Raw genomic sequence first — 20,317 nt, 5'->3', positions numbered from 1 at the left:
CTTCAATGGAAAAAGGAGATCGGTCTATGCCTCTGCCTATGGTGCATTTAAGTGTAGCCCATTGATTGGCTGATACGTTGCCTGAACCACTGGACCTGGGAGCATTTTATCTCGGAAATATTGCGCCAGATGCCATTCATATGCGTGAAGGCACAACAAGGGACGACAAGCAGTATACTCATTTTTATCCTGAGCAAGAAGACAATTATACCGGACGTCTCCAGAAGTTTTATGGTGATTACATCAGCGAGCGCAAGAGTGAAGGCTGGACTTCCTTTGTCACTGGTTACTTCATGCATGTGATGACGGATTATTACTGGTTTCGAAGTGTGTATCCCGCATTCGAGGAACAGGTTCGTGAGCAAGACCAGTGTGAGGGAGCCGTGCGAACCAAGGAAGACCTGGCCCGTTTATATTACAAGGAGACGGATCAGATTGATTTTAATCTGTATCGCACCATGAATTGGAGCGAAGAAGTATGGTCGGCCTTAAATAACTCGTCAGGGTACGAGATGGCAGATCGTTTAACAGCAGATGAGATCATACGCTGGCGTGATCGCACGTTTTCTTTTTTACATGGGGAAGAACTGGGCATTATTCCAAGTTACATTACCGAAGAGGTTGTACAAGCTTTTGTCCAAAAAACAGTCCCGCGTTTAAACGACTTATTAGCTGAATGGGAGGCCGCTAGGTGAGACATATCGGAATGTTGCTTCTATTCTTCAGCGTCATATTCATTGCAGCGTGCGGTGGCAACAATTCGAGTGATGTGGGCTCCAAAGAGGCTGAGAAACTACAACAGAGTCAGGGGATTCCTACGTTAATCACGTTATCTTGTAATCAGGCTCACTTCTCTAAAACGTGCCGCGATGTAGAATTTGACCGCGCTGACGAGATTCAAATCGTGACCGAAGCCATATTCAGTGCCGAGCGTATGCAGGGGATGCTTGATTATTCTGCTGAATACACGATGAACATCACATATGCAGATGGCGCAGTCACTCGGTACGATCTGTCATTGGGTGCAGATCCAAAGACGCAAGGTTTGCTTGTAAACCAAAAGGATACGACGACTGGATATACGATCCCTCTAGAGAACGCGAATCAACTGAGACAAATCATTCAGCGCCGTACGGACTAAATGGAGCGAAAAGATCAACAACATGAATACAGGCTTATAGATGAATGGAGATGCAGGCAAGTTGATAACAATCGGAACACTGACGGCAGCAGATGTGGATGGAGCATATCATATTTTTGAGACAACGATTCCAGAGGCATACCGTCAGGAAGGGATCGGATCACTTCTGGATGAAATTCAGGAAGAGATCGAACATAAAAAGACTATAGTACAATCTGTTTTGCAACATGAATCTGATCTTGAACCAACGACGACAAGTCCCTTTTTCTTTGTTGCCCTAAAAGAAGGGAAGATCGTAGGTACGATCTCATATGGGCCTTGCGGGAAAGTCGTTCAGGAATGCACCAACCATCGGCTGGATCACGTTGGAACGCTGGGCTCACTGTATGTTTTACCTGAACTGCAGGGCCAGGGGATTGCTTCAGCGCTTATTGCGGCATTGGTCACCGAACTACAGAAGCGGGGGATTATCCAATTTTGTCTGGACAGTGGTTATCGAATTGCACAGCAGAAGTGGCGGCGGAAGTTTGGAGAACCGTATGTTGTGACGAAGGACTACTGGGGTGAAGGAAGCGAAAATATGGTATGGTTGTGTGAAGTGCAGGATTTTGCTGGAAAATAAACGAAAACAAAAGATGACCCCCTGCACTTGAACAGGAGTCATCTTTTTTTATTTCTTTTATCTTACTGCATCGATACATACGCATCATCGTAAAGTATATAGACCAAAAAAGACATGAGAGAGGAGAGAACAACAACATGTCAGAAACAACAGATATGGCAGTAACAACTGGAACAGAGGAATGGAGCACGCCGCAACAGAAGCTTTCCCCTCATGCCATAAGTTTGTGGAGAGTTAGCGCGATCCTTTACAACGTCATTGGCTTTGTGGTGTTGGCAGCGTTGCTTATACTGGACTCCGTCTATGATTGGAGGCCGTGGATCGGCTGGATTTTATGGGGAGTCACGGTTATATCCGCAGGTTATGCTGTGTGGGATATATTTTTGCAGCCCGTGTTGTTGTATCGATATTGGTTTTATGGCGTTAACGCAGAGTTTGTGCAATTGAAGCATGGGGCATTGAACAAGGTGCACCAAGTCATTCCGATGGCCAAGGTGCAATCCGTATCAACTAATCAGGGGCCATTGATGAGAAAATACGGACTATACTCGGTGTCCATCGGAACGATGGGTTCATCTCATCATATACCGGCCTTGCCGGAAGATGTGGCATATGCGCTGCGTAACCAGATTGCGGATTATGCCCGGATTAACGAGGTGGATGAATGACGGAGATGAAACGGCATCATGCACTCAGCTTGTTGTGGAGTTTGGGTAATCTGCTTAAAAGTACATTTGCTTTTATTCTGTTTTTATTCGTATTTCGTGCAGGATCAGATCAGGCATGGGTCTTCTATGCGAGAATCATCTTTTACATCGGTATTTGCATAGCACTAATCTCGATCATCTGGAAATGGTTCACAACACGTTATTCAGCCGATGAGAAAGCTTTCCATATTTACACGGGAGCATTCAGTCGAACCCGTAGAACGATCCCGTATACGAAAGTACAAAATGTGAGCCGACATACGAGCTTTGTTCATCGTTTGTTCGGAGTAACCTCTATACGCTTCGAAACGGGTATCAAGGGTGATGATGCGACGTTTCAGCTACAGGTCGTTTCGGTTTCTGAAGCAGAACAATTAGAAAAGCGGGTAGCCCGTCATTTATCCGAAGTCCAAGCTACGGTTGAGGGAATTATGGATGATGAGCAGGATGCAAAGGATGAGAAAAGTCTACTTGCAGAGCAGTATATCGAAACTGAAGAACAAGCAGGCAGTGACTCAAGCGCCAATGCCAATAACAATGACACAGGAATTAAAGGCACATTCGAACACGTCGTTCACTACCGTTCTACGCGCAAAGATGTGTTCAAAGCTTCGTTTACTTCACTTAGTTTTCTGGTGTTGATCCCGATCTTGGGTTCCTTGTACTCAACCGTGAAGGATTTCTTCCCAAACGAAACCGTAACCGAAAGCCTTGTATTAACCTGGCTTGAATCATGGTGGGTGACGAGCCTGGTCATTCTGCTTTTGATCCTCGTATCTATCGGGCTTGGAATTGTGCGTACCTTTGTGAAATATGGAGATTTTCAGATCACGTCCGATGACAAGCGAATTTATATTACAAAGGGCATGCTGGAGAAGACGTCGTTCTCGATCCAGAAAGATCGTGTACAGGCCGTCAAGATTACACAGTCCCTGATGAAAAGATTGCTGGGTCTTGCCGAGGTAGAACTTACAACCGCAGGCAGTTTGGGTGAAGCTAGCCAGGAGGTTAACACATTATATCCCTTTTTACCTGTGAGGGAGGCCTATCGCATCATTGAAGAAATGCTGCCTTCCTACCATGTGACGGAGGAAATGCAGAAGCTGCCTCGGAAAGCGTTATGGTTGCGGTTACTTAAACCAAACTGGTTGTGGATCATCGTCACGGGTGTGCTAGCATACTTCAAACCGGTTTTGTTCGGCATGGAACAGGCATGGTGGATGATCTCGCTACTGTTGCTCTTGTGGATTACAACGTGTAGGGTGATCAATTTTTATCATACGCGCTATGCACTGAACGATCAGTTCATTCAGTTTCGCTCAGGTGCGCTGACTTCGACACTGTTTCTGTCCAAACGGGAAAAGGTCATTGAAATCAAGATTACTCGTCATCCCTTGCAGCGCAAGTTAGGGCTGGCTTCCATCCATACCGTAAATCGCGCCAAACCTGTCATGCATCAATATGTTCACGATATACCGGATGATGTAGCTGGCACATTCCAGATGTGGTACATGAGGCGTTCCAACGAGGTACAGATCCGGTAGAAACGACAAGGGGCGTTAAGTAAAATGAGTAAAACGAAAAAGATTGTATCATGGACGATTGGCATTACGCTCATTGTATTGATTCTCACGCCGTTTATCTATGTAAAAGTCAACAAAATGATCTATGCACATCGTGTCACAACATATTTAACGGAGCAGAAACATTATTCTCCTGATGAGATTGAATCCGTAGAAGGTGTCTGGAGCGTAAAACTGCCACCCTTCCTTGCTGTAGTGAAGTTTAAGGATGAACCGGATGTGGAGTATATATATTTTGCACATAATGATGTGATTCAGTTTAGCCATCGCATTTCGGAAGAGGCGCAGAAGAGCGGTAAAACGAAATCAGACCTGAAGCATTTTGCGCCGACAGACGACCAGCAGTAGAGGAGAAGAGGATGAGGGTTAATGAAAAAAGTAATAAAAGCTGTATTTTTGGATGTGGACGGTACGTTGCTTAGTGAACAAGATCGCAGTCTCTCCAAGTGTACCGAAGAGTCCATTTGCAGGTTAATCCAAAAAGGAATTCATATCATCCTTGTGACAGGCAGACCACATCATCTATGTGAAGAGTTTAAGCATCTTGGCATAGATACGGTTATTTCAGCTAATGGAGCTTTGATTACTTGCCGTGGTGAAATCATTCATAAATCCATTCTTTCTTCAACCATGGTTAGGGAATTCAGTCATTTTGCTGAGTCTCAGGGACATGCACTTTCCTACTTTACGGAGTCTTTTGGCATGAACGGAACTGGTCGGACGGATCATCATGTGATAGTTGCTCTTCGAGAGACACTTGGAATGATGGAATATGCGGAACAGATCATGACGCTCGATGAGGAAATATACTGTATGTGTTTATACGCAAATGAGGAGGAGACAAACCGATATAAAGAACAGTTTCCTTATTTACGATTTGTACGATTCCATCCGTACGTTTGCAATGTGCTAGAAGCGGGTGAAGTCAGTAAATCTGTAGCGGCTCAGAAAGTTCTAACTCACCTAAATATACGCAGAGAGGATACGATGGCTTTTGGGGATGGAGAGAACGATATAGATCTACTAACTTATGTGGGCGTAGGTGTCGCTATGGGAAACGCTGGAGAGCGTGTTAAGCAAAGTGCGGACTACGTCACGCTGAAAGCGAGTGAGGATGGAATAACTCATGCGTTGAGGCACTACAAGCTTATATAAAGGGACTTTAGTTGGAATAAGGGATATCCATATTGTGGATTTTTATGTAAAATGAAATGAAGTGAAGTGAAGTGAGAAAGCCCTAAAGCATAGGGCGTCAAAAGAAAGGTGAATTTTAATATGAAAAAAGGTTTTATACTCATTTTATCGCTGGTTATGCTTATCGGTGTATCCTCCTCGGCGTATGCGCATCCTGGTCGATTGGACAAAAACGGTGGACACAAGTGCTCTGCAAAATCGATTAAAAAAGGTCTGTGCTCAGGCTATCATTATCATAAAAAGAAAAAGTAGTTTCGACTTCTCAATTAACTGAAGGAGAACGGAGGAACAAACTTCATGGATCGTATTAAAGCTGTCATTTTTGACTTGGACAACACGATTCTTAATCGGACAAGAACGTTTGAGGGTTTCACACAAAGTTTGATCAACACGTATTTTGGGCACATGGAATCAACCGAACATATTAAGGAGCGGATCATCGAGCTCGACGAAGATGGTTATAAGGAGAAACCTCGGCTGTTCAGCGAATTATTAGAGGAATTACCTTGGGCCGAACATCCTCCGCACGAAGAACTAATGGCATTCTACGGCCGGGAGTATGTGCGAAATTCAGTGCTGATGGATGAGGCAAGAGAAGTGGTACAGCATTTGAGAGGCCAATACCTGATCGGTTTAATCACCAATGGCCAAACACCGATTCAGTATGGAAAGATTGATCACCTTGGCATTCGAGAGGATTATGACCACATCATTGTATCGGAAGAAGCAGGAGTGAAAAAGCCCGATCCGCGTATATTTCAATTAGCCCTTGATCATTTTGGTCTAGAACCTGAGCAATGCCTCTACATCGGAGATCACCCGGTGAACGATATACAAGGGGCGGCCAAAGCAGGCATGAGCACAATCTGGATGAAGGTGAACCAGCCTTGGCCGGAGGAGATTGAGACAACCCCGCTACATACGATCCAGCAACTTCGAGAACTGAAAACCTTGCTCTAACAACTGTTATGCCGTATGGATACGCCCCTTTTTCCGTCGTTGACGTTGCTCAATGGCCTCTTCGTAATCTGCAATCAAAGTGTCGAAAATCTGTTCCCAGGAACGCTGTTCGGCGAATTTTCTACCTTCACGTCCCATTGTACTCAGCCTTTCCGAAGAATGAACTCGTAAACTTATTTCTCTTATAAATGCATCCACGTTACCCGGCTCAACAAGTATGCCGGTACGTTGATGCACGATGAGGTCTTTGACTCCACCGGCGTTAGCAGCAAGAACGGGAAGACCCGAGGCCATCGCTTCAAGCACAACATTGCCGAAGGTCTCCGTACAGGAAGGAAAGACAAACAGATCCGCAGATGCATACATCGATGCAAGCTGCTCGCCATGCAGATAGCCTGTGAACGTAACATTCGTTGGTGCCTGCTGCCGCATCTTGGGAAGGCTGGGTCCATCGCCAACAATGATCCAGTGAACAAGTGCTTGTATTTCTCCGGGCAATTGTTGCATCATGGCTGTCAGGGTGGCTATATCTTTTTCCGGGGAGATGCGTCCAACGTAGAGCAAGATGAGAGGTGCGGTGATCTGATACCGTTCGCGAATGTTGGGGGTTCGTTTGCATGGAGAATAGAGGTTACAATCAATACCGCGAGACCAGAGCTTGAGAGACTGAATCCCCTGAGCCTGTAAGGTGTACATCGTGTCTTGGGATGGGACGAATGTAGTATCACAAGTGCGATGGAACCACTTGATGTACTTCCAGTAGAGTGGAATGACACTTCCAAGCTTGTAATAATTGAGATAACGATCAAAGTGGGTGTGGTAAGAGATAACGTGTGGAAGCTGGAACTTAAGTGCATATCTCAGGCCAAGTAGCCCCATGTTAAATGGTGTAGCGACATGAAGCAGATCAGGCTGAAATTCCTGTAGCTGTTTATAGGCAGTTACTCTGCTGGGGAATGCTATGCGGCATTCGGGATACAGAAAAAAAGGGACATTGATTACGGAGCTTACGGGAACTTCAATGTTTCCTTCCATGATGGATTGGGATGTAAACAGCAGATGTTCTATACTTCTGCGATTCAGATGGTTGCTTAGACGATGGAGTGTACCTGCGACACCATTGGTTTCTGGAAGATAAGTATCTGTGAACAAGGCCAGACGCATCCTTACCCCTCCCTAAACTTGTGATGCCAAGATCATAACAGCGAATTATTTTCCATAAGTCAAATGCATGTTAACTTGGCGCGATTTCTTTTCTATACAGCATATTCTGGTATGATGGAGAGACGTGGCGGCGCAGATCATGACTACGCTATATAGAGAGAGGCAGGAGGACAAGTGAGATGAACAAGTTACAGGAAGAACTGGCGGAGTTAATGCCGCTTGTGAATATCGAAGAGATGTCAGGCGAAGAAATGGTGGGCAGCATTGCGATGGATATGTACCGGGCTGAATTTGCCACGATTCGGGAACAAGTTTCAGATCTGCCTGTTGTAATACGAGATATGATGCTGATTATTGATCTGGATACGGAACTATCCATGAATGGATTGACCGGTTATTTGGAGAATGCCAGCGGAAAGCATCTGAGAGAGGTCATCGAAGCGTTAATCCGAAGTGGCAATGAGACAGATGCGATGATTTTGCAAAAGGTGGAACAACTCTTGAAGGAACAAGGAATCACGCCAGAACAACTCAGAGAGAACGTGGAACGTCTGTCCGAACACGACATCTCAACAAGTTTGCAGACACATGGGATACAGATCCATGAGTTATTACAGCAGGTAGAGCAGGAAGGTCAACATTTAAGCTTTCAAGCGGATAATGAAGAAGTTTTCGATTTGCTGTACCAGTATGTAGACGAGCATAAAGATGAATTAAAGCAGCAACTGGAGCAGTTTCTCGTTCTATAAGAATAAGGGGGAGAAATGGATGCGTCTGAACAAACGTGTGGGGATGGAAACCATTATCGTTAGCTTTACTTTCCTGCTTTTGTTGGTGGTTTGGAAAGTAGTCCAAGGCATGTTTCTAACATTACAGCATGTCCCGCAAGGTACACCATTACAAACCTCTGGTGGGATATCGCAAGTTGACTTTGGACATGTGGCAAGTGGAAGCGGTTTGATGATAACCCTAAGTGTTGGTGGTATATTCCTTTTGGCTATAGCGTACTATGTTGTTCGTTCTTATGTTGTGGGAAAAAACAAGAGATAAAGAGAGTAGCCCTTGGCATCAGATGGATACATAGCCAGGGGCTGCTCTCTTGATGTTTTGCATGTTCGTAGTCTATAGATGCTCTGAAATAATCTCTTCCAAGCCTTGTGCGACGGAACGTGCACCACGCTCCAGATGTCTCTCGTGCAGTTGCAGGCGCACATAGGTCTCATCCGTGCCCATGGCTTCGGAGAGCATTCCGCTAAGTCCACGTGCACGACGGTCGATCTGGATCAACAGTTCCAAGGAATTCCCCATTGGATAGAAGAGAACTTCAAGTTCATCCAAATATCCGCGAAACTTGGTGGTCGGCACAAACTCAAACTCCTGTACAAACGGCAGATTGCCACCGAGCCTTGGTGCATAATCATTGGTTACTTCACGAAGCTTGAAACCCAGCATATCTATGGCATCCAGTACAATTTCCATCTCTCTGGAGGGCACAACATGTAAAAGATCCCGATCTGAGGGGTCGACTGCACTAGAGATATCGAGCCCTGTTTCCACCCATACTTCCGCACGGTGCAGTGTAATCGGTAAATTTTCCGGTAGATCGAATTGAAAGCTCTTTTCCAGTTTTGTACCAGGCTGCAGGGTGAACCCCTCGGTGAGCAGATATTTGGCTACAACAGCCGTTTCCTTCACTTTGCGATCATTACTTTCCCGAATGTAGTGCGTTTTGATTAATAGATAAATCCGATCAACCTGCTGCTCCACACCTCCGCCCTCAATGTACACTATTCCCGAAAGAGTTCCTCCGGGCATAACTTCTGTTGTATGTAACTCCGTATTTACTTTTGCTGCACCTACACCAACACTGGCCAGCATTTTTTTGAAAAATGACATGTGAGCAACCTCCAGATTCATGGATTATTATGGGGGAATTATGATTTCGAGCATAATACGGACGATGAAATAGATGCGTTTCAATTTTTACAAGAACAGGGGAATCTGTATGGTTTCGCCCGAATGTTACTTTAGGATCAAAATTCCAGATAGGAGGATGTCTATGAGTATGGAGTGGTACGATATGATTGCACGACGTAATGGTGGATACAGAGCTCGGGCACAGTACATATGGGAGGGGAAGTCCGCAGAAGAAATGTTCGAAGAGCGGCTGATCCAGTTACTGCCTGCGTATACATCGGTCCTTGATGCAGGCTGTGGACACGGTGACTTTACTCTTAAAATGGCGGCACATGCTACTCATATAACAGGGTTCCCACATCCATTATTGAATACGGAAGACTTCTCCCTCAGGGAGGCCTGCTGTTTGGAATACATACGGATGTTACCAAGGTTCGTGAACGGTTGGAACGTAACCTTTACGAGCAGATTGAGATCGAAGAATATCATGAGGCACTTATGGTTTTTCCTGACGAAAATGAGTTTGCTCTCTTCCTTGCAGACGTTCCGGGTAACCCGGATTACACAAGCTCTGAGTTTCGTGAACAATTGCAAACCAAGTTAAAGGAACATACGATCAATGGGAAAATAGCCGTTCGAGAGCATAAATATATATGGAAGGCTGTAAAAGCGTAAGGAGTTGGAGAGAATGACGCGAATGGCTGATGTCATATCATCAGCCATTCTGCGGGGTTCGTGGAGGGAGCTGAAATGAATATCGTATATCAAGTGGGAAAATTGACAGTTCGCCTGCTACAGACGGAGGATGAGCAATTGCTAGTCCAATGGTTGTCTGACCCGGAGGTTCTGCAGTACTACGAAGGTCGTGATCAGCCGCATGATCTGGAGCTTGTGAGAGCACATTTTTACAAACAGGATGATGAGGCTGCCCGTTGTATTGTAGAGTATGACGGGAAGGCAATCGGATACATTCAGTTCTATGAGCTGGAGACAGAGGAACGTGCGGAATATGGTTATGCTGACAATGGCGAGATCATCTATGGGACCGATCAGTTTATAGGGGAAACGGATTGCTGGAACAGGGGGATCGGCTCACAACTGGTGAAGTCTATGACAGCGTATTTGATTCAGGAGAAACAGGCCCGGAGAGTGGTTATGGACCCGCAAGCGTGGAACGAACGTGCGTTATCTTGTTACGAGAAATGTGGTTTTAAAAGGGTTAAACCATTGCCACAGCATGAACTGCATGAAGGACAGATGAGAGATTGCTGGCTGATGGAGTATACTCTATAAAATAGCCCGGTGAGTGGTGTCGTGTTCATATGCAGTAAACAAATCCACTGGGATCATGGGGGAAATAAGATGGACTTTAGATATCCGATTGGTCAGTTCACACATGAAGGCGAGATAACGCTGGCTCAAAGGCAACAATGGATTCAAGATATTGCAGACCTGCCTAAGTGTGCGAGAGAAGCGGTAGAAGGATTGAATGAAAAGCAGCTAAGTCTGCCATATCGGGACGGAGGCTGGATGCTTAAACAGGTTATTCACCACATGGCAGATAGTCATATGAACAGTGTGATTCGCTTCAAGCTCGCTTTGACAGAGGATACCCCCACGATTCGCCCGTATTTTGAGGAACGTTGGGCCGAACTGAGCGATTCCAAGGATCTGGGTGTGGAGGTTTCACTGCATCTTCTAGATGCACTACATCGCCGCTGGTCGGCATTGCTATACGCGCTAACGGACGAAGACTATGCCAAAGCGTTCTATCATCCAGCATCCAAAGAAACGATGAGACTGGATCATTGTCTAGGATTGTATGCATGGCATGGCAAACATCATGTTGCCCAGATCACTTCACTTCGAGAACGACTGGGAATATAAAAAAGAAATTACAGCAAACTTTCCTCGCCGTATAGGTGGCATGCAACGTCAATTTAGCTGCTCTAAAATGTTTATCTTAAACCAGGACATGCGTGTTATACTCAACTGGAATCTGAGGCAATCTAAGTTTGAAGGTATACCGAGATAACTTGATTAGAGGAGTGGTTGGCACATGTTTAGCAAAGTAGGCCAAGTTATGCTGTACGTCGATAACCAGGATGAATCTCTGGCTTTTTGGACGGAAGTAGCCGGGTTCCATATCGTGGGTGAGGTTATTCTTGAGGGAGGTATGCGGTGGATTGAGATCGCGCCTGCGAAAGATTCACAGACCAGCATCATTCTGCATGATAAAGAGGTCGTGGCACGTATGTCGGCTGGAGTAAATCTGGGCACACCTTCGTTGATGTTTTTCACCGATGACCTTGATCGGTTATATGCGGATTTGTCTGCTAAACATGTAACGGTTGGAGAGATTGTAGAGATGCCGACAGGACGTGTCTTTAATTTTGCAGATAATGAGAAAAATTACTTTGCCGTGATGGAGCGCAAGGGATAAAATTAAACGTATTTATAGCTGTACAGTGGTAATCTTATAGCTGGAATTTCAAGCGGACGACATGTGATGTCGTTCGCTTTTTGTATGGAAAAAATAATGCATATTCTACTAAATTTACACATGAAAAATAGAGAATTAATGGTTAAAAATGTTATAATGAAGTGTAGTGAATTGAGTTGGATTTCATGCAAAAATGCTAGGGAAAACAGTAGGGAACAGTAGTGAAGAAGAACCCATCTTAAGCGGTAAAACAGGAGGAATTCAGACTTTGGAGAAAACGATAAAAAGTGTGCAGGATCTCTATGATATGCTCGATGCGGATTTCAGATCGGCCAAGCAATTTTGGGAGCCGTTCTATGAGAATCGGGACAGACCCATTCCGTTTTTTCCAAACAAGCCAGACGAGAATCTGGTTGCTGATGTAGAAGCTGGACGCTTAAGAGGGGGCAGAGCACTGGAGCTGGGATGTGGCCCCGGGCGGAATGCATTGTATCTAGCAGGGCACGGTTATCAGGTTGACGCCTATGATCTGTCAGAGACTGCGATTGCTTGGGCCAAGGAACGGGCCGCGGAAGAACAGCTGGATGTACATTTTGAATGTCGTTCGGTGTTCGAACTGACGCCGGAGCAGGAATATGATCTGGTCTATGATTCGGGCTGTCTGCACCATCTGCTACCGCATCAGCGTATTCCTTACATTGAGATGATTCATCGTGCGCTGAAGACGGGAGGGCTGTTCGGCATGACCTGTTTTGCACCAGGATTCGGTGGTCAAGGCGGCCCGGAGCATGTCATGGACGATTGGGAAGTTTACCGCGAGAAGTCAATGCGGGGCGGGCTTGCTTTTACGGAGGAGAAGCTTCGGTATTTACTGGAGGACCCGTTTGAGTGTGTGGAACTGCGTCCAATGAAAGCGATGGGGCAGGAAGATCCGTATTTTGGTTTGCCTATTTTGTGGGTGACCATGTGGAGAAAACCGGAAGAGCGTGACTGACACGTTTAGAGATGAAATACATATCAATCCTGCGGCATTAGAGCAGATATGAGAATTGAAAGGTGAGGAGCATATTGGGTAACAGAACCTTTATTATCACAGGTACATCCAAAGGCATTGGTAGACAGTTTGCAGAACTTTGTTTGGAAAAAGGAGACTCCGTCTACGGCATAGCACGCGGAGCATCCGACTTGGGCAATATCTACGAAGGGTACACTCATGTCCAGTTCGACCTTAAAGACATTCATGGCATCGACGATGTAATCTCGGGCATATTGGAGCAGATTCAGCTTCTTCCTGGGGAATGCATCGGACTTATTAATAATGCGGTCATGCTTGAACCGTTAAAACCCATAGATCAGTGTCTTGCGGATGAGATTAGCGTTCATCTGAATATTAGCCTGGTTGCGCCGATGATTCTTACGTCATCATTTATTCACCATACTAACCGTATAACGGCACGCCGAAAAATTATTAATGTGAGTTCTGCTTCGGGCAGTTATCCTGCTCCTTCGATGGCTACCTATTGTACATCGAAGGCAGGAATCAACATGTTCACACAATGTGTAGCGATGGAACAAACCTCGCAGTCTAATCCGGTAGAGATCATCGCTTATGATCCGGGCATGGTGGATACGGAATTGCAGGCTGTGGCGAGAGGAAAAAGTACAGAGGAATTTGCACTGTCTGGCGCATTTCGAGATGCTTATGAGACAGGGCAATTGAAAACCCCACGTGATGTGGCATTGGAAATCCTGAAGTTACTGGAGGGGGCGAAGGAGCAGTGAATCTGGCAAACGGGGTCACTCTGGCAAGAATCGCATTGATTCCGCTGTTTATGCTATGCTTTCTCGTTCAGCAGGAGCCGGGTTTGATGGTTGCGGTAATTATTTTTGCACTAGCCGCTTGTACAGATAAACTGGATGGGTATATTGCCAGAAAGTACAATCAGGTAACCAGGTTGGGTAAGTTGCTCGATCCTCTTGCAGACAAGCTTCTCATTTCAGTGGCACTTATTATGATGGTTCAGGTGAATATGATTAGCTCGTGGGTTGCAGTTGTTATTATTGCACGTGAAATTGTAATCACAGCCTTGCGTATGGTAGCTGCAGAACAGGGAATCACACTTGCTGCTGATCGATATGGAAAAATAAAAATGGTTCTTCAAGTCGTTGCAATCCTTACCGTTTTACTTCATCATGTGATATTTAGTACTTTTACAGATTTGAGAATAGATATGATTTTGATATGGATTGCGACAGGTGTTACGCTATTATCCGGTTTGAATTATATCATCGTCAATTTGAAGTTGCTGAGATAAAAAGATAAATAATCGTCTCATTTGCCCTGTACTGTCTGTGCAGGGTTATTTGCCTTTGGTTTTTGTATAAAATGGTGTGCGGCATCGACGTTGTTCCCTGTATACTTAGAATGTCTAAATGTACATACAACGATTTCTATAATGTGCACCCCAGTGCGGGTTCAGGAGGATTACATGCAGCAAGAACAAACAGCTGGTTTCCATGGCGACTGGCTTCAATTTATGATTTTGGCGAACAAACTGGAATTACCCCCTCTACCAGCGGATACCATGGATCGTCCAAGGCTCAGTTCGCAATACGATGAAGTTATGCAATCCAAGATGACGTTGTTGACTGCTCCGGCCGGTTCGGGAAAATCAACACTATTGGGGAGTTGGCTGAGAAGTGCCGCAGGGCAAGCGGCTTGTGTCTGTCTGGATGAAAAGGATCAAGATCCATTTCAGTTTTGGCTGTACATTATTCATGCGTTGGACCGCGTGAGACAGGGGTTATGTGGGGAGGTCCTGCCTGATTTCTTGCAGCGCTATCCAGTCGAGCCGAGAAAAGCACTAATTTTGCTGTTAAATCGTGTTGCCCAGATTGATCAGCCTACGATGCTTATTTTGGATGATTACCATGTTATAACGCAGCCGGAGATTCATTCGCAGATGCAGGAATTTATTGAAAACCTTCCTTCGTCTATCCATCTGGTCATATCGAGTCGGACGTATCCTCCGTTTAAGCTGGAGAAGCTACGGCTGAGAGGGGAATTGAAGCAGCTTACCCTTCAGGAACTTGCGTTTACAGCGGAAGAAGGCATTGACTTTTGCCAGAACGTTATGCGTATCGAGCATGCCAGCGAGAATGCACTTGGGTGGGTACAGCACACAGAGGGTTGGGCAGCCGGGTTAAAGCTACTTGCTTTATCTCACACATTAGGTGCAGGCACGGTGAAAAGTTCAATGGTAAACATGACTTCATTCCCACCTCGTACAAAGGATCAAGAAGCAGGAAACAGAAACATCTCGGATTATTTGTTAGAAGAGGTATTCCAGCGTCAGTCACCAGAAATGCAGCGCTTTTTGCTTCGAACTGCAATAACAAGAAGAATGAACAGCCGTTTAGGTCAGGTGTTAAGTGGTTTGCATGAAGCTCCACAGTTGTTAAGGCAGCTGGAGAAAGAACATCTTTTCCTTATCCCTCTGGATCGGGAAGGAGAATGGTACCGTTATCATCATTTATTCTCGGCATTTCTGAGGCGTGAGTTGAGACGGAATCACGCCGAGTTGGCCAACGAATTACATGGTTTTGCCGCACTTTGGTATGAACAGAACGGATATCCATCTGAAGCGCTGGATCATTATATTCTTGGGCTACATTTGGAAGATGCCGCAAGATTGCTAGAAGAATTGTTCGCCCATTTTATCATGGGAGAGTGGTGGACACTTCGTAAATATTTTGATGTTTTGCCGCTGGAAATAGTGAAAGCTCGTCCTAAGTTATATATGTCTTATTTGTTTCTTGTTGCACGTGAAATGCCTTATGGGGAGATGGTGAAGCAACTGGATGAGCTCGAGCATGTCATCCGCGTGCATCTCCAAGGGCAGGTTGCGCCAGAAATTATTGAATATTTGTTGCAAGTGATCTGTGTCATGAGAGCTTATATGGCGTATCTTAACCGTGATTTAGAAGGACTTTCTTCTTATCTCGTATCTTACATTGATCAGGGCTACCCTGATGATATTGCGTTTCAGTATATGGACTACGATCGAAGAGAGAGCATGCGTATGCGAAGTTTTCACGGCGTTCATGGTTACTTGAGGAGAGCGGAAGCTTGTTTTGGAGCCATCACAAAGCGTTGGTATGATGAACCTGCCTATGTAACGTCCTACTACGGAGCAGGATATGGTGAGGTTTTGATGGAACAGGACCAGTTATCCGAAGCCGTGAAGTATGCGGAACGAGCTCTTGAAGTGGCCTTGCAGATCAAAGTGGCGGCGATACTTGTTCCTGCATATGTACTGAAAGCTAGGCTTGAATTACATTCAGGTAGAGCTGAGGAAGGTATAAAGCTGTTGCAGCAGGCTGAGAGTCTGCTGTCTGAGAAGGATAGAGAGTACTGGAAATCTGTATTAGAAGCACATCGCAATCGAATAGGGCTTGAGCAGAGCCCTGTGGACACGGCTACCCACATTCTCGCTAATCCGGTAGACGAACAACAAATGCTCGTTGAAATGAGCTGTGACCAACTATTTCAATGGATGGTTCGATTACGTGCTGCCGTGGCTCTTGAACATTATGATTACGCACAAGAGGAACTGCAACGAGTTCGAGAACATGCTGAAAAACGCGATCTGTTGACGGAACAGATTGAATGTGCTCTGTTAGAGTCCGTAATACTACAGAAGCAGGGGGACTCAGGTGCTGGTATTGTAGCCTTATCGCGTGCTCTTGTTTTGGGAGAACCTGAAGGATATATCCGTTCATTTGTTTCCGAAGGCGAGCCGGTAAAATGGCTACTTCAACAGTATTTGGTGCTTCGCCGTAAGAAGGCCATCTCGGATGATGGAGTGAAATTAGCTTATGTGAAGCAATTACTCTCTGCTTTTGTCCAAAACCAAAAGGTACGGGGCCGTTCAGCACCAGATGAAGCAAAGCATGAACAGAAAGAAGTGGGACTGAGTCCCATGGAGCAGAAGATATTTGGTCATATTGCAGAAGGGTTAACCAGCAAGCAGATTGCTGCCGAATTTGGGATATCACCTGGAACCGTAAATACTCACATTCGCCGTGTGTTCGCCAAACTCGGAGCAAGCAGTCGTACGCATGCGGTACAAATTGCTGAACAGCGGGGCTTATTATAAGTTATGAAACAATGTCTACTTTTTTGTAGACTGTTTGGATGATGTCGTCTCTCCTACAATGAATCTAACGAAATAACGCTGTGAATTTCCGGTGTCAATAGCGATAAGATTCCGTAGGAGGTTGTGTTAAGAAATGTCTAATCATCATTCCAATTACAAAGGTTACTCTAAACAGCGTCGGAATAAAGTTGTGCCATATATAGCCGCTGTGTTTTCGTTCACTCTCTTTGTTGCTCCGGGAGCAGTAGGTGCCGCGGAGGATGGAACAAGTATCCAGGACTTGCAGCTTGCTGCCCCGTGGGCCCAGCAAGCTATTGAAAAAGCTACCCAGCAACAATGGATTATTCCAGACGGAACAGGTCGTTTCAACCCAGATGCACCTATGACAAGAGGGGAACTTGCACATATGTTAGCTCAGCTTCTGGAGATCAAGGTCTCGTCTTCAGACCAACGACCGAAACAGTTATTTAAAGACTTAGAGCGTGCAAGTTCGGGCGAATCTTATATCTATGCTCTTAACTTAACTGGGATTATGAATGGATATCCCGATGGTACATTCCGGCCGAATGGTGTAGTGACGAGAGAACAGCTCGCTGTTACGATGATTCGGGCACTGAAGGTGAAAGGGTATGATGGGCTATCTGATGGTCAACAATCGTTATCATTTAAGGATAGTAAGGATATTAGCGTCTGGGCTTTGCCCGGTGTGCAACAGGCCGTTGGATTAGGTCTTCTCAAGGGGGAAAATGGATATTTTGCACCCAAACGTTCCACGTCCAGACAAGAGATGGCTGTCATTGCAGTGCGGGCAACAGACACGATTCGAGTATTGAGGGAATCAGGTTCAGAACAAGATGGTTCTAATTCGCAGGCTCCAAAAGATAATCCAGGCAAGGTAACGGAGACACAAGGTACAATTACAGGAACAGTAGGTACTGCGAATGGTACAGGTACAGGGAACAACAACAACAATAATACTGGAACAACGTCCGGCGGAACAACAGGTGGAGGAAGCGAAGGATCGGTTAGTCCGTCTGTACCTTCAACCCCTTCCAATCCAGCAAATCCATCTAATCCAGGAACCAGCAATCGTGCTCCAATCGTTGCCTCAGGAGGTTTGCCTGCTCAGGAATTGACGTTGGATCACGCTTCTAAGGACTTGCAGGCCTCTTCTTATTTCAGCGATCCAGAGGGTGGACCATTGAAGTTCGCTGTCTTGTCGGGAGAGGAGAACATGGTATCTTCTACTGTGACTGACTCGGTAATTCGCCTTGCACCACGAGCTGCTGGTCAGACGATGCTGACCATTCAAGCTACTGATGAACAAGGTGCCAGTGTAACGGCACAACTCCAGGTTACCGTGCAAGTGAATACGATTAGCCGCCAATTCCCTGACGAGCAATTGGCTGGAGCTATGGCATTTTGGCTACAGAAGGGGCTAGATGATCCGCTGACCAAAGCAGAATTAGCTACGGCACTTGTCCAGACTCAAGGAGGATTGTATGCAAGAGATGCTGGCATTTCCGATCTTACCGGTGTCGATATATTTAATGGATTAAATGTCGTAGAAATTGATTTATCTGGAAATAACATAAGCAAAGCGGATGCCTCTGAATTTGAACAATTAGAGTGGCTTGATCTGTCGAACAACCGTCTGAGTGAAATTAACGTCACAGGGCTTGAGAAGTTGCATTACCTAAATCTGAGAGATAATGAGCTTAGTGTGCTGGACGTGACAGGGCTGACTTCCTTGCAAACATTGTTTATGCAAAACAATCAGCTTGTTCACATTCCAGGGGGACTGGTAGATTTAATGAATTTGGAATATGTAAGGTTAGATTCCAATCAAATCAACCTCAGAAAAGAACCAGATTCCATAATGCATCATGCCCTGCTACTGAAAGAAGAACTGATATATGGTTTTGATGGTTCTCCTCCTAAATTGATCGAGGCACCAGCGGGAAATACAGCTTATGTAGGTGGAGATGAAATCGAGATAGACTTGTCCTACATGTTTAGAGATGAGGATGACGACAGCTCGACACTTGTGTTAGAAGCGGAGTCTCCTGACGAACAATTAGCAACCGTTCGAATGGTTGGACAGAAATTATACGTGACAGCATTAGGGACAAGTAATACGCCTGTACGAATCTGGGTAATGGCTACAGATTCGTTGGGTATGACGGGTGGGGGTTATGTAGAGGTTTATCTGAGAGAAGCCCAGTAAAGCATATCGTAGTCTAATTTGAATGGAACGATAACAGACGCACTTTCCTAATAGGAAGGTGCGTTGTTTCCATTTTGTGTAATTTAGTATAAGATGAGTGAGATAACGTTAAGCGATAATATGAAATACATAGACAGTAGATTGCGAATTTTAATTGACGTAGAACCGAGAGGGAGAGCAAATATGCCAAATACCAACATTACGCCAAGTACCGAAGAAGATTCAGCCTATGTCCGCCAGCAACTGGTCGCTTACAATGCGGCACATGTGAGCGAGGATTTAAGGAACAGATACGAGGAGCTTCATTTTCATATTCGAAACGAGGCAGGGCAGATTGTAGCAGGGGTACTGAGCACCTTATGCTGGAACTGGGTCGAGCTAGATATCTTATGGGTTGATGCCAAAGAGAGGCACAAAGGGTATGGAACGAAACTGCTACAGGAGGTAGAGCGTTTGGCCCGGGAGAAGGGGTGTGATTTCATTATGCTGAACACCTTCTCATATCAGGCTCCTGAATTTTACCTAAAACATGGGTATGAGCTGATGACGATGATCGAGAATGCACCTACGGGACACCAACAATACTATTTCAAGAAGGATCTCATCAGATCAGAAGGAGCAGAGGCATCACGATGATTACAATTAAACAGATTGAACCGCAGGATTTGCCTGCGTTAAACCAGCTGTACCATGAATTGATGGGTACACCTCCCAATGAACAGCAGATGAATGCACAGCAAATGCAAAAGACGTTTCAACAAATGAAGAAACAGAGTCATTACTATGTGCTTGGAGCCTACGATCAGGATAAACTTGTGGGATCGGTTATGGGGGTTGAATGCATGGATCTGATGGGTACTTGCGAGCCATTTATGGTCGTCGAAAATGTCATTGTCTCCGAACGGGTTCGCAGGCAGGGTGTTGGACAGAAGCTCATGCTTAAGATCGAACATATTGCCAAAGATTTGGGATGTGCGTACATCATTCTGGTGTCTGGAGATCAGCGCAAGGAAGCCCATCGATTTTACGAGAAACTGGGCTTTAGAGACGAGAAGGTTCAGGGATACCGAAAACATTTATAAACGGCAGTATTCTTTCTATACACTGTAAAAAAAGGGAGTGAGCCCCTAGCGGACGCTCTCTTTTTTAGTGAGCGAACGGAAAAGGGGAGCCTTTTTTACAGCAGTATAGCGTATCCTA

At 45.4% G+C, this 20,317-nt stretch carries 24 protein-coding genes; 22 read left to right on the top strand and 2 right to left on the bottom strand.

Going from position 1 to position 20,317, the window contains the following annotated elements; genetic code table 11:
* Window positions 1-65: 65 nt before the first annotated feature.
* The 9 genes from J2T16_RS21565 (at window position 66) to J2T16_RS21525 (ending at window position 6,207) form a co-directional block, all read left to right on the top strand.
* Window positions 66-695, top strand: coding sequence for a hypothetical protein (locus J2T16_RS21565; RefSeq protein WP_221786907.1), 630 nt, complete (start codon window positions 66-68; stop codon window positions 693-695).
* Window positions 692-1,141 carry a YhfM domain-containing protein gene (locus J2T16_RS21560; protein WP_221786904.1) on the top strand — a complete coding sequence of 150 codons (450 nt, stop codon included), beginning with the start codon at window positions 692-694 and terminating at the stop codon, window positions 1,139-1,141. Before J2T16_RS21565 ends, J2T16_RS21560 begins: the two co-directional genes overlap by 4 nt.
* A gap of 40 nt (window positions 1,142-1,181) precedes the next feature.
* Window positions 1,182-1,763: a GNAT family N-acetyltransferase gene (locus J2T16_RS21555; protein WP_499019223.1), complete on the top strand. Its 582-nt coding sequence runs from the start codon at window positions 1,182-1,184 to the stop codon at window positions 1,761-1,763.
* Window positions 1,764-1,900: 137 nt separating this feature from the next.
* Window positions 1,901-2,431, top strand: a complete 531-nt coding sequence (locus J2T16_RS21550; RefSeq protein ID WP_260510688.1) for a PH domain-containing protein — start codon at window positions 1,901-1,903, stop codon at window positions 2,429-2,431.
* Window positions 2,428-4,014 carry a PH domain-containing protein gene (locus J2T16_RS21545; RefSeq protein WP_499019222.1) on the top strand — a complete coding sequence of 529 codons (1,587 nt, stop codon included), beginning with the start codon at window positions 2,428-2,430 and terminating at the stop codon, window positions 4,012-4,014. Before J2T16_RS21550 ends, J2T16_RS21545 begins: the two co-directional genes overlap by 4 nt.
* A gap of 24 nt (window positions 4,015-4,038) precedes the next feature.
* Entirely contained in the window at window positions 4,039-4,401 is a 363-nt protein-coding gene (locus J2T16_RS21540; RefSeq protein ID WP_090922073.1) for a DUF3139 domain-containing protein, read from the top strand.
* Window positions 4,402-4,422: 21 nt separating this feature from the next.
* Entirely contained in the window at window positions 4,423-5,208 is a 786-nt protein-coding gene (locus J2T16_RS21535) for a Cof-type HAD-IIB family hydrolase (RefSeq protein ID WP_499019221.1), read from the top strand.
* Between the two features lie 120 nt (window positions 5,209-5,328).
* Window positions 5,329-5,499: a YHYH domain-containing protein gene (locus J2T16_RS21530; RefSeq protein WP_499019220.1), complete on the top strand. Its 171-nt coding sequence runs from the start codon at window positions 5,329-5,331 to the stop codon at window positions 5,497-5,499.
* A gap of 45 nt (window positions 5,500-5,544) precedes the next feature.
* Complete coding sequence (locus J2T16_RS21525; RefSeq protein WP_499019219.1) at window positions 5,545-6,207, top strand: HAD family hydrolase; 663 nt, start codon at window positions 5,545-5,547, stop codon at window positions 6,205-6,207.
* A 6-nt stretch (window positions 6,208-6,213) separates the two neighbouring features.
* Here J2T16_RS21525 and J2T16_RS21520 read toward each other — a convergent pair whose 3' ends face one another.
* Window positions 6,214-7,371, bottom strand: coding sequence for a glycosyltransferase family 4 protein (locus J2T16_RS21520; protein WP_499019218.1), 1,158 nt, complete (start codon window positions 7,369-7,371; stop codon window positions 6,214-6,216).
* Between the two features lie 179 nt (window positions 7,372-7,550).
* Between J2T16_RS21520 and J2T16_RS21515 the strand changes: the two genes are divergently transcribed.
* Window positions 7,551-8,120, top strand: a complete 570-nt coding sequence (locus tag J2T16_RS21515; protein WP_499019217.1) for a DMP19 family protein — start codon at window positions 7,551-7,553, stop codon at window positions 8,118-8,120.
* A 19-nt stretch (window positions 8,121-8,139) separates the two neighbouring features.
* Window positions 8,140-8,421 carry a hypothetical protein gene (locus J2T16_RS21510; protein WP_499019216.1) on the top strand — a complete coding sequence of 94 codons (282 nt, stop codon included), beginning with the start codon at window positions 8,140-8,142 and terminating at the stop codon, window positions 8,419-8,421.
* A gap of 72 nt (window positions 8,422-8,493) precedes the next feature.
* Here the strand turns inward: J2T16_RS21510 and J2T16_RS21505 are convergent, their stop codons facing one another.
* A complete protein-coding gene (locus J2T16_RS21505; RefSeq protein WP_499019215.1) occupies window positions 8,494-9,267 on the bottom strand; it encodes a sporulation protein in 774 nt (257 codons plus the stop codon).
* A gap of 163 nt (window positions 9,268-9,430) precedes the next feature.
* Between J2T16_RS21505 and J2T16_RS21500 the strand changes: the two genes are divergently transcribed.
* The 11 genes from J2T16_RS21500 to J2T16_RS21450 all read left to right on the top strand — a co-directional run bounded on the left by J2T16_RS21500 (window position 9,431) and on the right by J2T16_RS21450 (window position 20,199).
* Entirely contained in the window at window positions 9,431-9,892 is a 462-nt protein-coding gene (locus tag J2T16_RS21500) for a hypothetical protein (RefSeq protein ID WP_499019214.1), read from the top strand.
* 146 nt (window positions 9,893-10,038) lie between these two features.
* Window positions 10,039-10,581 carry a GNAT family N-acetyltransferase gene (locus J2T16_RS21495; RefSeq protein WP_499019213.1) on the top strand — a complete coding sequence of 181 codons (543 nt, stop codon included), beginning with the start codon at window positions 10,039-10,041 and terminating at the stop codon, window positions 10,579-10,581.
* Between the two features lie 69 nt (window positions 10,582-10,650).
* Window positions 10,651-11,175: a YfiT family bacillithiol transferase gene (locus J2T16_RS21490; RefSeq protein WP_499019212.1), complete on the top strand. Its 525-nt coding sequence runs from the start codon at window positions 10,651-10,653 to the stop codon at window positions 11,173-11,175.
* A gap of 172 nt (window positions 11,176-11,347) precedes the next feature.
* Window positions 11,348-11,731, top strand: coding sequence for a VOC family protein (locus J2T16_RS21485; protein WP_499019210.1), 384 nt, complete (start codon window positions 11,348-11,350; stop codon window positions 11,729-11,731).
* Between the two features lie 268 nt (window positions 11,732-11,999).
* A complete protein-coding gene (locus J2T16_RS21480) occupies window positions 12,000-12,725 on the top strand; it encodes a class I SAM-dependent methyltransferase (protein WP_499019208.1) in 726 nt (241 codons plus the stop codon).
* A gap of 74 nt (window positions 12,726-12,799) precedes the next feature.
* Window positions 12,800-13,513 carry an SDR family NAD(P)-dependent oxidoreductase gene (locus tag J2T16_RS21475; RefSeq protein WP_499019207.1) on the top strand — a complete coding sequence of 238 codons (714 nt, stop codon included), beginning with the start codon at window positions 12,800-12,802 and terminating at the stop codon, window positions 13,511-13,513.
* Complete coding sequence (gene pgsA / locus J2T16_RS21470; protein ID WP_221786874.1) at window positions 13,510-14,046, top strand: CDP-diacylglycerol--glycerol-3-phosphate 3-phosphatidyltransferase; 537 nt, start codon at window positions 13,510-13,512, stop codon at window positions 14,044-14,046. Before J2T16_RS21475 ends, pgsA begins: the two co-directional genes overlap by 4 nt.
* Before the next feature lie 174 nt (window positions 14,047-14,220).
* The gene (locus tag J2T16_RS21465) at window positions 14,221-16,890 is read left to right on the top strand and encodes a winged helix-turn-helix domain-containing protein (protein WP_339837093.1); all 2,670 of its coding nucleotides are present in this window, start codon (window positions 14,221-14,223) and stop codon (window positions 16,888-16,890) included.
* 133 nt (window positions 16,891-17,023) lie between these two features.
* Window positions 17,024-19,117: an S-layer homology domain-containing protein gene (locus J2T16_RS21460; protein WP_499019204.1), complete on the top strand. Its 2,094-nt coding sequence runs from the start codon at window positions 17,024-17,026 to the stop codon at window positions 19,115-19,117.
* Window positions 19,118-19,300: 183 nt separating this feature from the next.
* A complete protein-coding gene (locus J2T16_RS21455; RefSeq protein WP_336122153.1) occupies window positions 19,301-19,753 on the top strand; it encodes a GNAT family N-acetyltransferase in 453 nt (150 codons plus the stop codon).
* Window positions 19,750-20,199, top strand: coding sequence for a GNAT family N-acetyltransferase (locus J2T16_RS21450; RefSeq protein WP_251502545.1), 450 nt, complete (start codon window positions 19,750-19,752; stop codon window positions 20,197-20,199). The genes J2T16_RS21455 and J2T16_RS21450 overlap by 4 nt, the downstream gene beginning before the upstream one ends.
* Window positions 20,200-20,317 lie beyond the last annotated feature (118 nt).

The organism is Paenibacillus intestini, from assembly GCF_030803945.1.
In the GTDB taxonomy this organism is placed as follows: Bacteria; Bacillota; Bacilli; order Paenibacillales; family Paenibacillaceae; genus Paenibacillus; species Paenibacillus polysaccharolyticus.
This window is presented reverse-complemented; position numbering and strand designations above follow the sequence as displayed.